The following is a 13,994-nucleotide window of genomic DNA, read 5'->3' as shown; positions in this document are numbered from 1 at the left end:
TACACCCGTACATGCCCATCGTCGATAGAGCCGAGGTCTTGTCCTGGTAGAGCATTCTTTGCGATGGGAGGTCCCCTCGATACCAGGCGGAACCTGCCGAGCGTGGCGGGGAAATCGCGGCCGGACGCGGTCGGCGCCGGGGCGATGTGACAGGCGTCGAACTCCTCGTGTCACACCGCACCGGACCGGCGGCCGAGATACGGCCGGGAGGACGTCAAGGGGCGTAGACGACGGACCAGGGACGGGGCCCGAGCGACGGTGCCGTCTCGGGTGTCGCCGGCGGTGTCCCGGCCGTGCCGTGCTGGGCGAGGATCTCGGCGGCCAGGACGGCGAAGCGGGTGGCCGCCGGGTGGGCCGACCGTTCCGGCCAGGCGACGCAGATCCCCCGCCGGAGAGGATCTCCGGCCAGGGGGCGCCAGATCACCCGTGGCTCCCTGCGCGCCATCGCCTCCTGCTCGAACGCCACCCCGTGCCCCGCCAGCACCAGTCCCAGCAGGAACTCCGGGTTGCGGGCGTGCCGGAGCCGTACCGGGGAGAAACCTTTCGTGCGGCAGACGTCGAGCAGGTGGTCGTACCAGGCCGGGGAGGTCTCGCGGGGGAAGACGACGAGATCGTGCCCGGCGAGCTCGGCCAGCTCGATCTCCCATGGCCGCGATCCTGACCGCTCCGGTCGCGGTTCTGACCGCGCCAGTGCCAGGGGGGAGGTACGTGGCAGCACCACGCCCAGCGGGATCTGCACGACGGGGCCGTACAGCAGACCGGGGGTGTCGACGGGGTGGTGCACGAGACCCGCGTCGAGCCCGGCGGAGGCCAGGCGGCGGAGCTGTTCCGGGACCGTGAGCTCATGGAGCTCCAGGTGTAGCCCCGGGGTGTCCTCGGTGACGCGCCGCAGCAGGGCGTGGAGCGTCACGGCCGGGATCTCCGGAGGCACCCCGACGCGGAGGGTTCCCAGCTCGCCTTCACCGGCCTGACGCATCATCGTCCGCAGGCGCTCCTCGCCCGCGAGGAACCGCCTGGCCTCCCCGACGAGAAGCCGCCCCGCCGCCGTGAGCTCGATCTGGCGGCGCGAGCGGTCGAACAACTCGGCGCCGAGCTCGCGCTCCAGCCGCTGGATCGACTGGCTGAGCGGCGGCTGGGCGATACCGAGCACCTCCGCGGCATGGCCGAAGTGCAGTTCTTCGGCGACGACGAGGAAATGTCGCAGGTGCCGGGAAAGGTCCACGGCGCCACGATAGGCGATCGTCCACCCGCGCCTTCATCCCCCGAGGTCCATCGGACCTCCCCGGGCATGGACGGCCGAGCTTCACAGACATCCGGCTCGCCACGCGTCACGGGCCGCCGGCGGGCCTGGATAGCGTTGCGGGTGTGTCGACAGAGGAACGGATAGCGGAGATCTTCACGGCGGCCGGCCTGGACGGTCATCTGCACGCGCTGGACATCACCGGGGGGCGTGAGGTCGGGGTACGCGCCGACGAGCAGGTGGTGATCGCCTCGATCTTCAAGGTGCTGCTGGTCCTGGAGTTCGCCCGCCAGGCCGCGGCCGGCCAGCTCGACCCGGCCGAGCGCGTGCTGGTGACGGCCGGGGACAGGCTCGGCGGCTGGGGGACCGCCGGATGCGCGGACGACGTGGAGATATCGCTCCGCGACCTGGCCCACTTCGCCATGTCCGTCAGCGACAACACCGCCGCCGACCTGCTGATGCGCAAGGTAGGCCTGGACACCGTCCAGATGCTGGCCGCGGAGCTGGGGCTGGGGCGCACCCGGGTGATCGGCGGGCCCAGGCAGTTGCTGGAGTCGATGCTCGCGGATGTGGGGGCGCGGGACGACGCCGAGTTCGCGCGGATCTTCCCGACCCTGCCCGCCGAGCGGGTCTGGGCGCTGCGGGTCTTCGACCCCGGTCACACGACCTCGAGCACCGCGCGCGAGATGACCCGGCTGCTCGGGCTGATCTGGCGCGACGAGGCGGGACCGCCGCAGGCGTGCGCGGCGGTGCGCGACTACATGGCGCGGCAGATCTCCTGGACACGGATCGCCTCGGGGTTCCCCGCGGAAGTGCGGGTGGCCGCCAAGACGGGGACGCTGCCCGGCCTGCACATGGAGGCGGGGGTCGCCGAGTATCCCTGCGGCGGGAGATACGCGGTGGCGGTGTTCGCCAGGAGCGAGCAGCTGCACGCGACCCGGCGCATCGACATCGACCTGGCGATCGGCCAGGCCGCCCGGGTCGCCGTCGACGCGCTACGCGCCGGCCCCGGCCGCGGATGAGTCCCGCCCCCGGGCCCGAGAACCCGCGCGGCCGCCGATGCCGCGACGGCCGCGCGGCCCTGATCAGGAAGGGCCGGGTGGTGCGGTGGAGTCGCGGATCACGAGCCGGCAGGGCATGGTGTGGATGCCGGGGGCGACCTTCCCGTCGATGGCGGCGAACAGGTGTTGCGCGGCCGTGTGCCCCAGCCGTTCCAGGTTCGGGTCGACGCTGGTGAGCAGCGGGCGGGTCTCGGCCGACAGCACCTCCCAGTTGTCGTAGCCGATCACCGCGATGTCCGCGGGCAGGCGCCGGCCGCGCTCCCTGGCCGTCTCCATGAAGCCCGCGGCGATCTGGTCACTGCCGCAGAACACCGCGTCGAGGTCGGGCTGCGCCATCAGCAGCATCTCGGCCGCCTGCCGCCCCCACCGCTGGGACCAGGCACCAAAGAGGGTCTCGCCCGCCTGTTCGAGACCGGCCTCGGCGAGCTCCCGCCGCACGCCCTCGGCCCTGTCGATCGCGGCCTTGTAGTCCGTGGGACCGGTGACATGGGCGATCCTGCGCCGCCCGGTGGCCAGCAGGTGCCGTACGGCGAGCATCGCGCCGCCCACGTCGTCGGGCACGAAGGAGACATCGTCGGCGTCGTCGGAGGGACCGTAGGCGTACACCACGGGAACCGGCAGGTCACGGCTGATGGAGGGGCGCGGGTTGGTGCTCTCCCCCACCACGATCAGGCCGTCGACCCGCCGGGACAGGAGCATGCGGATGTGGTGCTGCTCGCGGATGACGTCGCCGCGGGCGTCGCAGAGCATCACCGCCATCTCCCCCGCGCCGAAGGCGTTCTCCGCGCCGAGAAGGACGGGGATCCCGAATCTCCCGGCGCTGTCGCTGGTCAACAGGCCGACCGTACGGCTCTGTCCGGTCAGCAGGTTCTTGGCGAGCGCGTTCGGCCGGAAGGAGAGCTGTTCGGCCGCTTCGAGCACGCGCTGCCGGGTGTCGGCCCTGACGTTGTCCTTCCCATTGAGTGCCTTGGACACGGTGGCGATCGACACGCCGGCCAGCGAGGCCACGTCACTGATGGTCACCGCACGTGACCGCCTGCCAGCCATCTGACGAAATCCTTTTCTTTATACCTTGTCAGCAGGGTCGGCCATCATGATGGTGGCCCCCCAGAGGGTAGCCCTCACCCTCACCCAACAGCAAGGTCAGCCTCCCATCGGCAGGGGATTGACACGGTCTGATGTTTCTTTTACGTTTCCGAAAACCTTTTAGTTCTATTTCGCGCGTCGCGGGGGATGCCGGAAGAGGAGAAGACCATGCAGCCACGCGCCGGGATGACCGCCATCGTATTGTTAGCGCTAACAACAGCGGCGGCCTGCGGCGGGAGCGAGAAGACCGCCGCTCCCGCCGATGAGGCCACCACGATCACCATGTGGACGCGCGCCGCGACGCAGGCGCAGAGCGAGCGGCTGGTCAAGGCGTACAACGCGAGCCACAAGAACCAGGTGAAGCTGACGGTCATCCCGACGGACAACTACCAGCCGCGCATCGCGGCCGCGGCCGGGGCGAAGCAGCTGCCCGACGTGTTCGCGGCAGATGTGATCTTCGTCCCCAACTACACCTCGCAGGGCCTGTACCTGGACATCAGCGACCGCATCGCCGCGCTGCCCTACAAGGACAAGCTCGCCCCCTCGCACATCAGGCTGGGCACGCTGGACGGCCGCTCCTACACGCTCCCGCACACCCTGGACCTGTCCGTCTGGTTCTGGAACAAGGACCTGTACGAGAAGGCCGGGCTGGACCCCGAGAAGGGGCCCACGACGCTGAAGGAGTTCGCCGAGCAGGCCACGGTCGTCGACGAGAAGCTCGGCAAGGACGGCAAGGTGCATGGCACCTTCTTCGGCGGCAACTGCGGCGGCTGCTACGTGTTCACCTTCTGGCCGTCGGTGTGGGCCTCGGGCGCCCAGGTCATGGACGCCGAGGGCACGACCTCGCTCAACGACCAGGCCGCCATGACGGACGTGTTCAAGATCTACCGCGACCTCTACGCCAAGGGCGTCACCGGCCCGACCGCCAAGGAGGAGCAGGGACCGACCTGGACCGGTTTCTTCCCCAAGGGGGAGATCGGCGTGATGCCGATGCCCTCGACCACGCTCGGCTCGATGCCGAAGGAGATGAGGATCGGCGTCGCGCCCATCGCCGGCCCCGACGGCGGAGAGTCCACCTTCGTCGGCGGCGACTCGGTCGGCATCTCGTCGACCAGCGAGAACGCCGACGCCGCCTGGGACTTCCTGTCCTGGACGGTCTCCGACGAGGCACAGGTCGAGGTCATGGCCAAGAACAAGGACATTCCAGCCCGCACCGACCTGGCCGACAACAAGTACTCCGCCCAGGACCCGAGGGTGGTGCTGATGAACTCCATGGTCGCCAAGGGGCAGACGCCGTACGCGCTGCGGTTCGGGCAGACCTTCAACGACCCGCAGGGGCCGTGGCTGCGCCTGGCCAGGGAGGCCGTGTTCGGTGACGCGGGCAAGGTCGCCCAGCTCAACTCCGAGATCACCAAGTCGCTGCAGCAATGACGGTGACACTGACCAGGCATGACGGGAAGGCGGTGCGGGGAGCCGTCCCGGCGCCGCCCCCCTGGTGGCGGACCCGGCGGGCGCAGGGCTGGGTCTACGCGGCCCCGACCGCCCTGATCGTCGGCGTGCTGTTCCTGGCACCGCTGGCACTGGTCGTCTGGATGTCGCTGAACCGCTGGCCGCTGCTCGGCCGGGCGACGTTCAACGCGCCGGACAACTACTTCAAGATCGCCGACAATCCCCTCTTCCTCGACGCGGTGGGCTTCACGCTGAAGTACACCGCCATCACGACCGTGCTGCTGTCGGCCATGGCGCTCGGCCTGGCCCTGCTGGTGCAGGAGCGCAGGCCCGGTGTCGGCTTCTTCCGTACCGCGTTCTTCCTGCCGGGTGCGGTCGGCTTCGCCGCGGCGGCGCTGCTCTTCTACGGCATGCTCAACAACGACTTCGGGCCGATCGACCCGATCCTGCGGGCCCTGGGCCTCACCGACGAGCCGGTGAGGTGGACCGGAACCCCGAACATGGCGCTGTTCTCCACGATCGCGCTGGTGCTGTGGCGGTTCGCCGGGTTCAACATGCTCATCCTGCTCACCGGGCTGCAGTCGATCCCGGTCGAGGTCTACGAGGCGGCCAGAAGTGACGGCGCCGGCCGTTGGCAGATCTTCACCAGGATCACGCTGCCGCTGCTCCGTCCCACGCTCGCGCTGATGCTCGTCCTCAGCGTCACCGGCTCCCTGCTCGCCTTCGACCAGTTCTTCATCTTCACCAACGGCGGCCCGGACAACAGCACGGTCTCCATGGTCATGGTCGTCTACCGCGACGCGTTCTTCCGCTTCGATCTGGGCGGCGCCGCGGCGCTGTCCGTCGTGCTGCTGGTCGCCCTGGTCGCGCTCAACGCCCTGCAGATGCGGGTACTCAGGAGGTCGAAGTGAGCAGACCGGTGAGAACGCCCTACTACACCACGATGTCGGCCCTGGCGGTGCTCTTCCTGTTCCCCCTGCTGTGGAGCGGCTGGTCCTCCTTCGACGGCGGGGTCGGGAACTACCTGGAGATGGCCCGCTTCGGCGAGGGCGTCGGCACCTACCTGACCAACAGCGTGCTGGTCTCGGCGATGACCGTCGCCGGCACGCTGGGAGTCTCCGCCCTGGGCGGCTACGCCTTCGCCCGTTTCGACTTCCCCGGCAAGAACCTGCTCTTCCTCGCCACGCTGGCGATCCTGATGGTGCCGTACGCGACCATCCTGATCCCGCTCTACGTCCTGCTCGGCTACATCGGGCTGCAGAACTCGCTGATCGGTCTCGCGCTCGTCTTCGTGATGTTCCAGCTGCCGTTCGCGCTGTTCATGATGCGCAACGCCTTCGAGGCGATCCCGCGCGAGCTGGAGGAGGCCGCCCTCGTCGACGGCTGCGGCACGTTCCGCGCCTTCGCCCGCATCCTGCTGCGCGCGGTGCGGCCCGCCCTGGTCACGGTCGGTCTGTTCGCCTTCCTGGCCTCGTGGAACGACTTCTTCGCCCCGCTCATCCTGCTCAACGACGGTGCGAGCTTCACCCTGCCGGTGGCCGTGGTCAGCATGACCCAGCGCACGTTCGGCGCCGTCGACTACGGCATGCTGCAGGCCGGCGTCATGGTCATGGCCGTGCCCTGCCTGATCCTCTTCATCGTCCTCCAGCGCCACTACGTGCGCGGATTCATGTCAGGAGCCCTGCGTGGTTAGTCCCGTCATGCCCTCGGCGGGGGCACTGTCCCCGCTCGGCCTCGATGCCGTACGGCTCACCCCGGGTTTCTGGGGTGACCGGATGGCGCTCAACCGCGAGGTCGTCATCGCCCACTGCCAGGAGTGGATGGAACGGGTCGGCTGGATCGGCAACTTCCGCGGCGTGACTCCCCGCCGGGGCCGGGAGTTCTCCGACTCGGAGATCTACAAGCTGCTGGAGGGGATGGCCTGGTCGGACCACCCCGCCCTGGAGGAGCTGGCCGCGACCGTGGCGCGGGCGCAGGAGGAGGACGGTTACCTCAACACCCGCTGGAGCGGGCGGCGCTACACCGACTTCGAGTGGGGCCACGAGCTGTACTGCTACGGCCACCTGATCCAGGCAGGCGTCGCCCGGCTCCGCGCGCACGGCGAGGACACGCTGACCGAGGTGGTCCGCCGGGCCGCCGACCACGTCTGCGCCCGCTTCATGGACACCGAGGAGACCTGCGGTCATCCCGTGGTGGAGACGGCGCTGGTCGAGCTGTACCGCGTCACCGGGACCGAGCGCTACCTGGAGATGGCCCGCAGGTTCGTCGAGCGGCGCGGCAGGCCCGCCCTCGGTGAGATCCAGTTCCATCCCGCGTACTTCCAGGACGATCTGCCCGTACGGCGGGCGCGGGTGTTCCGCGGGCACGCGGTGCGCGCCCTCTATCTCGCCTGCGGCACGGTGGACGTGGCCGTCGAGACCGGTGACACGGAGCTGCTGCGGGCGGTCGAGACACAGTGGGAGCGCACCGTCGCCCGGCGCGTCCACCTGACCGGCGGGGTGGGCTCGCACCACTCGGACGAGGCCTTCGGCGAGGACTTCGAGCTGCCGGCCGACCGCGCCTACTCCGAGACCTGCGCCTGCATCGCCTCGATCATGCTGTCGCACCGGCTGCTGCTGGCCACCGGCGACGTGCGCTACGCCGACCTGGCCGAGCGGACCATGTACAACGTGCTCGCCACGGCGGTGGCGCTGGACGGGCGCTCGTTCTTCTATGTCAACCCGCTGCAGGTACGGGTCCCGGCCGAGCCGCGCGAGGGGGTCAACCACGGCTCCGAGGGTGGCCTGCGCTCGCCCTGGTTCGACGTGTCGTGCTGCCCCAACAACATCGCCCGTACCCTCGCCTCGCTCCCCGCCTACCTGGCCGCGGCGGACGGCGACGCCCTGCGCATCCACCATTACACGCCCGGCGAGATCCGCCACGACGGTCTCGCGCTCCGGATCGAGACGGACTACCCCTGGTCGGGCACGGTGACCGCGCACGTCGTCGAGGGCCGGGCCGGCCGGATCTCGCTGCGCGTACCGCCCTGGGCCCAGGGCGCGACCCTGACCTACGGCGGCGTGTCGCATCCGGCCGAGCCCGGCTACGCCACGGCCGAGGCCGACTGGCGGCCGGGAGACCGGATCCGGCTCGACCTGCCGATGCGGCCCCGCTGGACCTTCCCCGACCGGCGGGTGGACGCGGTCCGCGGGTGCGCCGCCGTCGAACGCGGCCCGCTCGTCTACTGCGCCGAGTCCACCGGCGACGAGCCTCCGCTGGCGCAGGTCACGGTGGAACCCCTCACGCCGGTCGAGCGGCACGTCGACGGGACCGTCGAGCTGGACGTCCCGGCCTGCCTGACGGCGCCGGAAGACGACGCCTGGCCGTACCGGGCCGATCGGCGGGTGGCCGCGGGCCGGCAGACGTCCCTGCGGCTGGTCCCCTATCACCGCTGGGGCAACCGGGGCCCCGCGAGCATGCGCGTGTGGCTGCCGCTGACCTGATCTCCACGCCGCAGGTGGTCATCTAGGAGGCGTCGGCGATCTCCCACAGCCGGGCGGCCAGTTGCTCCGGCTCGCCGTCGACCAGGGCCGAGACCCCGCGCCACCAGGCGAACCACTCGCCGCTGCGCCACATCCAGTCGATCCGCTCGATGGCGGCGATGACGTCGCCCCTGTTGCGCCAGACCGCACCCGCCTGTTCCGCGGAGGCGCCCTGTCGCAGCGCCCAGGTGTGCAGGGTCTCGGCGGCCTCGGTGTCGACCGGCTGCTCGTACGGGTCGGGATGCTCGTCCAGCCGGTGCGGGCCCAGCCCCGCGGCGACGCCCCAGCTCCACTGGGCCTCGGCGGGACGGGAGTAGCGCAGGGAGTCGAAGTCGAGGTTGGAACCGAGCTCGTTGTCCGCCCGGCGCAGCACCAGCGCGTCGAGGCGGCCGCCCGCGTCGAAGGAGACCACGATCCGCTGGCCGGGGCGCGCGTCGGGTGGCAGTTCGACCCGGTCCTCGGCCTGCCAGGAGTTGAGGTCGGTGACGGCGGCGGGGCGGCCCCAGGTCTCGTCCGCCGCGTCGTCGGCGATCCAGGCGGCGAGCATCTCCAGAACCGTCAGGTCGGTCCACGGTTCGATCGCGGTGGAGCTCCACAGCACCTCGTCCGGTGCGGGCAGCTTGCCGCCGCGCTCGCGCCGCCACCACCGCTCGCCGAGCTCGCGGGTGCCGACCAGCAGGGCGGCCAGCGCGGCGAGCTCAGTGGATCTGCGGGTGAGGGGGGCGCCTCGGGCGAGTTCGACGGAACGCGCGACACGGTCGGCGCCCAGCGCCGCTCCCGCCTCGCCCAGCAGCAGGGCGGCGTCCGGCCGCGCCTCGCCCAGTAGGTCACGGATCAGTCGTCTGGCCTCGGTCCTCGCGTCCTCCGCACGTCCCTCACGCATACCGACACGGTACGCCGGGAGATCCTTAGGCGCGAGCGTCACCGGGCGCTACCGCCGTGCCGTCGTCCTGCGGTGACACGGCGAGGTACACCGATGTGGCCGAGCGGTCTGCGCCACCGCCCCGAGCCCCCCGGCCGGCATGATCAGGTCGCGCACCGGCCCGCCGTTCGGCCGCCCACGTGTCACGTGGGCGGCCGAAGACCGCGCGGCGGCCCCTGGCCGGTGTCCGGGCGTCAGCCGAGGGTGTCGATCGCACCGATCATGATGTCCCAGAACCGGTCCCGGTCGAGTACGGTTCCGACGTTCGCGTTGGGCTCCCAGTCCATCCGGCCGTGCAGGTCGGCCACGGTGGCGCCCCGGGTGTGCTCACCATCCAGCTCGACCCGCAGACCCACCCGGACATGCGTGAGGACCGCGGGATCGATCAGGTAGGCGACGGTGATCGGATCGTGCAGCGGGGGCGCCTCGAATCCCCAGGTCTGGTGGTAGCTGGAGCCGAAGAAGGTGAGAAGTTCCACGCAGACACGGGCCAGCGGGGTGCCGAGCGCGGCTATGCGGTCGAGCACGTCCGTGGTGACGAGCGCCTGGTGGCTGACGTTGAGCCCCACCCAGGTGGTCGGGATGCCGCTGCCGAGCACCTCCGCCGCGGCCTCCGGGTCGGCGTAGATGTTGAACTCGGCGTAGGGCGTGTGGTTGCCGCGCTCGGTGGAGCCACCCATGATCACGATCTCGCGGATCCGGTCGCGGTCCCCGGGATGGCGGCGCAGCAGCGTGGCGATGTTGGTCAGCGGCCCGATGGCCACGACCGTCACCGGTTCGTCGGCGGCGGCGAGCGTGTCGTGGATGAGCTCGACACCGTGGCGCGAATCGAGGGGCACGTCGGGCTCGCCGAAGGCCGGGCCGTCCAGCCCGCTCTCCCCGTGCACATAGTCGCCGATCTCCAGCGGGCCGGCGAGCGGCCGGTCGCAACCGGCCGCGACCGGCACCCCGGTCACCCCCGCCAGGCTGAGCATCCGCCGCGCGTTGAGGGCGGTCTTCGCCACGGTCTGGTTGCCGGCGACGGTGGTGACCGCGCGCAGGTCGATCGCCGGGTCGGCCACCGCCAGCAGGATGGCCAGGGCGTCGTCGTGCCCCGGATCACAGTCGAGAATCACCGGGATCGGCATGTCAGATCTCCTTCGCCAGCCAGCGCACGGCCCGGGTGAAGAGGGTGCGGTAACCATCCCAGGTGACGAACTCCTCGGGGCACCAGTGCGGGGCGATGTCGGAGGCCCAGGCGAGAGTGCGGCCCGCCCCCGCCTGCCGTACGGCGAGCAGCGGGTCGGCGCCGACGGTGGCGAGCAGCCGGGCGTCCTCGGGGACCTCAAAGCGGTTGTAGCCGAGCAGGTCGGGCCAGTCGGAGGGCAGCCCGTCCACGATGGGATGGGTCGGATCGACGACGACGCCCGGAAGACCCTGCGGGGTCTCCACCCGGTCGTCGTAGGGAGCGATCCGGGCGGGGAGCACCCGCTCCACGGGGGTGCCGCGGAAGGCCGCCTTCGCCTCGATGCCCTGGAAGCTGAGATAGCCACCGGCCATCGCCAGGCCGCCGCCCTGCTCCACCCAGCTCGCCAGCAGGTCGAGCCGGTTCGCCGACTTCCTGCTGTGCAGCCAGGTGTCGGGGTGCAGCAGGATGCTGTTGGCGCCGATGTCGGAGAGCACGACGACGTCGTAGGCCGCCAGCTCCTCGAACGTCCCGGGGAACAGCTTGGGCACGTCGTGCGCGGGTAGATGGTCGACCTCGATGCCGTCTGCCACCAGTACGTCGCGCAGCGGCTCGAAGCCGGTGTGGTAGGTCGTCGTGGTGAACTCGTCGAACCCCTTGTAGTGGGTCGACACGCTCATCCACGACTCGCCGGCGACCAGCACGCGGGTCATATTGTCTCCTTCAGAGGGTCTTCGGGGTGGTGAAGAGCTCGCGCGGGTTGGCGACGAGCAGCCGGTCGGTGTCCTCGGGGGTCAGCCCGTGGTGGTGCAGACGCGGCACGAAATGCGTGAGGATGTGCGCGTAGCCGGTTCCGCCGTACCGGACCAGCATGGTCTTGAGGAACACGTCCTGGGAGAGCAGCAACCGGCCGCCCAGGCCGGCGCGGACCAGCCAGGCGACGGCGGCGGCGTTCTCCTCGTCGCACGGCGACTGGCCCTCGCCGGGGTAGAGGTAGTCCATGCCGCACATGTCGTATCCGAGGTAGGCCCCCCGGGTGGCGAGGGATACCTGGTAGTCGCGCTCACGCAGGCTGGGGTTCAGGTGTGACAGCACGGTGGCCGTGAGGAGGCCGCCCTCCTCGGCGACGACGTCGAGCACCCGGTGGCCGTGCCGTACCCACCCGGGCAGGTGCACCGAGAGCGGCACGCCGGTGCGGGCCTGGGCTCGGGCGGCGCCGCGGAGCACCTTCTCCTCGGCCGGGGTGAAGTCCGGGGAGATCCCGATCTCCCCGATCACCCCGGCACGTACTCCCCCGGCGCCGTCGACCAGATCTCGTTCGATCTCGTCGGCGACGTCGGCGGCGCTCATCCCGCGAACCCGGGCCGGGTGGGTGCGCTCCAGGTAGAAGCCGCAGCCCATCACGATGTTCAGGCCGGTGGCACGGGCGATGCGGACCAGCTCCGCCGGGGCGCGGCCGATGCCCTCCGGGGTGACGTCCAGCACGGTGCGGCCCCCACGGGCCGCGAATCGGGCCACCTCCTCGATCGCCACACCGGTGTCGTCCAGGGACACGTTGTCGCGGGAGAGGTAGGGGTCCAGCCTCAGCCGGCCGAGGAACTCCATCCGCACCGGCGAGCCGGCGATCAGCTCACCCTCGGCGTCGCCCTCGGGGGCGGGGTGCCAGGCGCTGGCGCCGTCGTTGCGCAGGTGCTCGTGGCAGAGAGTGATGCCGAGCTCGGCGACGGGCACCTCGCCGAGCACCGTGGTCGCGGTCGCGTCGGCCCGGCCGGTCATTTCCGCACCGCGCCGAACCTCGCCCACATTTTGTTGTTGGCGAAGATGGCCAGCAGGAGAATGCTGCCCTGCACGATCTGCACGTAGAACGGCGAGACGTGCAGCAGCACCAGGCCGTTGGCGATGACGCCGAGGGTGAGCGCGCCGAAGATGGTGCCGAGCATGCTGGCCCGTCCGCCGAACAGGCTGGTCCCGCCGAGCACGACGGCCGTGATGACCTCCAGCTCGAACCCGGTGCCCGCGTTCGACGACCCGGAGCTGAGCCGGGTGGCGATCAGCACTCCGGCAAGCGCGGCGGCCAGGCCGGCCAGCACGTAGACGGTGAGCCCGACCCTGCGGGTGTTCACACCGGTACGGCGCAGCGACTCACCGTTGGAGCCGAGACCGACCACGTAGCGGCCGAACGGCGTGCGTGTCAGGACCAGCCAGCCGAGCAGCGCGATCACCACGGCGAGGATGGCCGGCACCGGCACTCCGGCGATGCGGCCCTGGCCGAGCTGGACGATCCACAACTCACCGTCGATCGGAGTGGAGTACCCCTCGGTCGCGCGCAGGGCGGTGCCCCGCAGGATCGAGAGCATGGCCAAGGTGACGATGAACGCCGGGATGCCCTGGTAGGAGGAGAACCAGCCGTTGACGAACCCGATCGCCGCGCCGAGCGCGAGGATCGCGATGAGCGCGAGGGTAGGGTCCCAGCCCTGCTGCAGGACGATCGCCAGCAACGATCCGGACAGCGCGACCGTCGAGCCGACCGACAGGTCGATACCGGCGGTGCTGATCACGAAGGTCATCGCGACCGCGACGATCAGGGTCGGGGAGATCTGCCGGATCAGGTTGAGCAGGTTGCCGACGCTGGCGAAGCGGTCGGCGGAGAACGAGAAGAAGATCAGCAGCAGGACCAGCACGGCCCCGATGGCGATGGTCTGGGCGTGGCTGCCGATGTGGGCGGTGAGGCGGGCCGATCGGGTGGTGACCACCCTCTCACTGGTGACGGTCATGACCGCGCTCCCTCGGGCTGGTCGTGGGCGACGATCTCCGACACGAGCCGCTCCAGGCTGGTGGTGCGGGCGTCGAGGTCGGCGCGGAGCGTCCCCTCGTACATCACGCAGAGCCGGTCACAGACCCGGAACAGGTCCTGGAGGCGGTGGGTGATCAGAATCACCGAGACCCCCTGGGAGGAGACGGTCTTGATCAGTTCCAGCACGGTCTCGACCTCGGCGACGGCGAGCGCGGCCGTGGGCTCGTCGAGGATGAGCAGCTTGGGGCCGAAGGTGACCGCGCGGGCGATGGCGACCGCCTGCCGCTGGCCGCCGGAGAGCCCTCCCACCGGGATGTCGGTGAGGGGGATCCGGATGTTGAGCGCGTCGAGTTGCCGGCGCGCGTCCTCGTGCATCCGCTTGATGTCCAGCAGCAGGCCACCGGCCCGGCGCGGTTCACGGCCGAGGAACAGATTGCCCGCCACGTCGATGTCGTCGCAGAGCGCGAGGTCCTGGTAGACCATCTCGATCCCCAGCTCGCGAGCGTCGCGGGGGGTGGCGAAGGACACCTGGCGGCCATCGAAGACGATCTGCCCGGAGTCCGGCACGACGGTGCCCGCCAGCACCTTCATCAGGGTGGACTTGCCGGCGGCGTTGTCGCCGACCAGTCCCACCACCTCGCCCGCACCGACCCGCAGATTGGCCCCGCGCAGTGCGTCGACCATTCCGTAGCGTTTGCGGATGTCGCGCATGACCACACGGTCCGCGCCGGTCGCCTCGTAGTCGGTCATAGGGGT

13 protein-coding genes are annotated in these 13,994 nt (G+C 70.7%); 5 read left to right on the top strand and 8 right to left on the bottom strand.

Features of this window, described 5'->3' with window-relative positions:
- Window positions 1–214: 214 nt before the first annotated feature.
- Window positions 215–1,222 (bottom strand): LysR family transcriptional regulator, encoded by a 1,008-nt coding sequence (locus ABT061_RS43680; protein WP_350929476.1) that lies wholly within the window; start codon window positions 1,220–1,222, stop codon window positions 215–217.
- 143 nt (window positions 1,223–1,365) lie between these two features.
- Between ABT061_RS43680 and ABT061_RS43675 the strand changes: the two genes are divergently transcribed.
- On the top strand, window positions 1,366–2,262 hold the full coding sequence (locus tag ABT061_RS43675; RefSeq protein WP_350929474.1) for a serine hydrolase: 897 nt from the start codon (window positions 1,366–1,368) through the stop codon (window positions 2,260–2,262).
- A 63-nt stretch (window positions 2,263–2,325) separates the two neighbouring features.
- On the opposite strand, the gene ABT061_RS43670 is transcribed toward ABT061_RS43675, so the two are convergent.
- A complete protein-coding gene (locus tag ABT061_RS43670; protein WP_350929472.1) occupies window positions 2,326–3,348 on the bottom strand; it encodes a LacI family DNA-binding transcriptional regulator in 1,023 nt (340 codons plus the stop codon).
- Between the two features lie 207 nt (window positions 3,349–3,555).
- On the opposite strand from ABT061_RS43670, the gene ABT061_RS43665 reads away from it, so the two are divergent.
- The 4 genes from ABT061_RS43665 to ABT061_RS43650 are packed head-to-tail and all read left to right on the top strand — an operon-like array spanning window position 3,556 to window position 8,318.
- Window positions 3,556–4,818, top strand: a complete 1,263-nt coding sequence (locus ABT061_RS43665) for an ABC transporter substrate-binding protein (protein WP_350929470.1) — start codon at window positions 3,556–3,558, stop codon at window positions 4,816–4,818.
- Window positions 4,815–5,747: a carbohydrate ABC transporter permease gene (locus tag ABT061_RS43660; protein ID WP_350929468.1), complete on the top strand. Its 933-nt coding sequence runs from the start codon at window positions 4,815–4,817 to the stop codon at window positions 5,745–5,747. Before ABT061_RS43665 ends, ABT061_RS43660 begins: the two co-directional genes overlap by 4 nt.
- Entirely contained in the window at window positions 5,744–6,529 is a 786-nt protein-coding gene (locus ABT061_RS43655) for a carbohydrate ABC transporter permease (RefSeq protein WP_350929465.1), read from the top strand. The genes ABT061_RS43660 and ABT061_RS43655 overlap by 4 nt, the downstream gene beginning before the upstream one ends.
- Complete coding sequence (locus tag ABT061_RS43650; protein WP_350929463.1) at window positions 6,522–8,318, top strand: glycoside hydrolase family 127 protein; 1,797 nt, start codon at window positions 6,522–6,524, stop codon at window positions 8,316–8,318. The genes ABT061_RS43655 and ABT061_RS43650 overlap by 8 nt, the downstream gene beginning before the upstream one ends.
- Before the next feature lie 22 nt (window positions 8,319–8,340).
- On the opposite strand, the gene ABT061_RS43645 is transcribed toward ABT061_RS43650, so the two are convergent.
- The 6 genes from ABT061_RS43645 to ABT061_RS43620 all read right to left on the bottom strand — a co-directional run bounded on the left by ABT061_RS43645 (window position 8,341) and on the right by ABT061_RS43620 (window position 13,988).
- Window positions 8,341–9,240 carry a hypothetical protein gene (locus tag ABT061_RS43645; protein WP_350929461.1) on the bottom strand — a complete coding sequence of 300 codons (900 nt, stop codon included), beginning with the start codon at window positions 9,238–9,240 and terminating at the stop codon, window positions 8,341–8,343.
- A 233-nt stretch (window positions 9,241–9,473) separates the two neighbouring features.
- Window positions 9,474–10,406: a nucleoside hydrolase gene (locus ABT061_RS43640; protein ID WP_350929459.1), complete on the bottom strand. Its 933-nt coding sequence runs from the start codon at window positions 10,404–10,406 to the stop codon at window positions 9,474–9,476.
- 1 nt (window position 10,407) lies between these two features.
- Complete coding sequence (locus ABT061_RS43635) at window positions 10,408–11,157, bottom strand: glutamine amidotransferase (RefSeq protein WP_350929457.1); 750 nt, start codon at window positions 11,155–11,157, stop codon at window positions 10,408–10,410.
- A 10-nt stretch (window positions 11,158–11,167) separates the two neighbouring features.
- A complete protein-coding gene (locus ABT061_RS43630; RefSeq protein WP_350929455.1) occupies window positions 11,168–12,220 on the bottom strand; it encodes a phosphotriesterase family protein in 1,053 nt (350 codons plus the stop codon).
- Entirely contained in the window at window positions 12,217–13,218 is a 1,002-nt protein-coding gene (locus ABT061_RS43625) for an ABC transporter permease (RefSeq protein WP_030923544.1), read from the bottom strand. The genes ABT061_RS43630 and ABT061_RS43625 overlap by 4 nt, the downstream gene beginning before the upstream one ends.
- Entirely contained in the window at window positions 13,215–13,988 is a 774-nt protein-coding gene (locus ABT061_RS43620) for an ATP-binding cassette domain-containing protein (RefSeq protein WP_030923543.1), read from the bottom strand. Before ABT061_RS43620 ends, ABT061_RS43625 begins: the two co-directional genes overlap by 4 nt.
- Window positions 13,989–13,994: the final 6 nt, after the last annotated feature.

It is taken from the genome of Streptosporangium sp. NPDC002544 (assembly GCF_040295965.1).
GTDB lineage: Bacteria > Actinomycetota > Actinomycetes > Streptosporangiales > Streptosporangiaceae > Streptosporangium.
This window is presented reverse-complemented; position numbering and strand designations above follow the sequence as displayed.

What these genes read in the sequence shown, in the direction of transcription:
- ABT061_RS43640 (WP_350929459.1), bottom strand. Translation starts at nt 10,406, where the DNA reads ATGCCGATCCCGGTGATTCTCGACTGTGATCCGGGGCACGACGACGCC.
- ABT061_RS43665 (WP_350929470.1), top strand. Translation starts at nt 3,556, where the DNA reads ATGCAGCCACGCGCCGGGATGACCGCCATCGTATTGTTAGCGCTAACA.
- ABT061_RS43635 (WP_350929457.1), bottom strand. Translation starts at nt 11,157, where the DNA reads ATGACCCGCGTGCTGGTCGCCGGCGAGTCGTGGATGAGCGTGTCGACC.
- ABT061_RS43670 (WP_350929472.1), bottom strand. Translation starts at nt 3,348, where the DNA reads ATGGCTGGCAGGCGGTCACGTGCGGTGACCATCAGTGACGTGGCCTCG.
- ABT061_RS43660 (WP_350929468.1), top strand. Translation starts at nt 4,815, where the DNA reads ATGACGGTGACACTGACCAGGCATGACGGGAAGGCGGTGCGGGGAGCC.
- ABT061_RS43625 (WP_030923544.1), bottom strand. Translation starts at nt 13,218, where the DNA reads ATGACCGTCACCAGTGAGAGGGTGGTCACCACCCGATCGGCCCGCCTC.
- ABT061_RS43645 (WP_350929461.1), bottom strand. Translation starts at nt 9,240, where the DNA reads ATGCGTGAGGGACGTGCGGAGGACGCGAGGACCGAGGCCAGACGACTG.
- ABT061_RS43620 (WP_030923543.1), bottom strand. Translation starts at nt 13,988, where the DNA reads ATGACCGACTACGAGGCGACCGGCGCGGACCGTGTGGTCATGCGCGAC.
- ABT061_RS43630 (WP_350929455.1), bottom strand. Translation starts at nt 12,220, where the DNA reads ATGACCGGCCGGGCCGACGCGACCGCGACCACGGTGCTCGGCGAGGTG.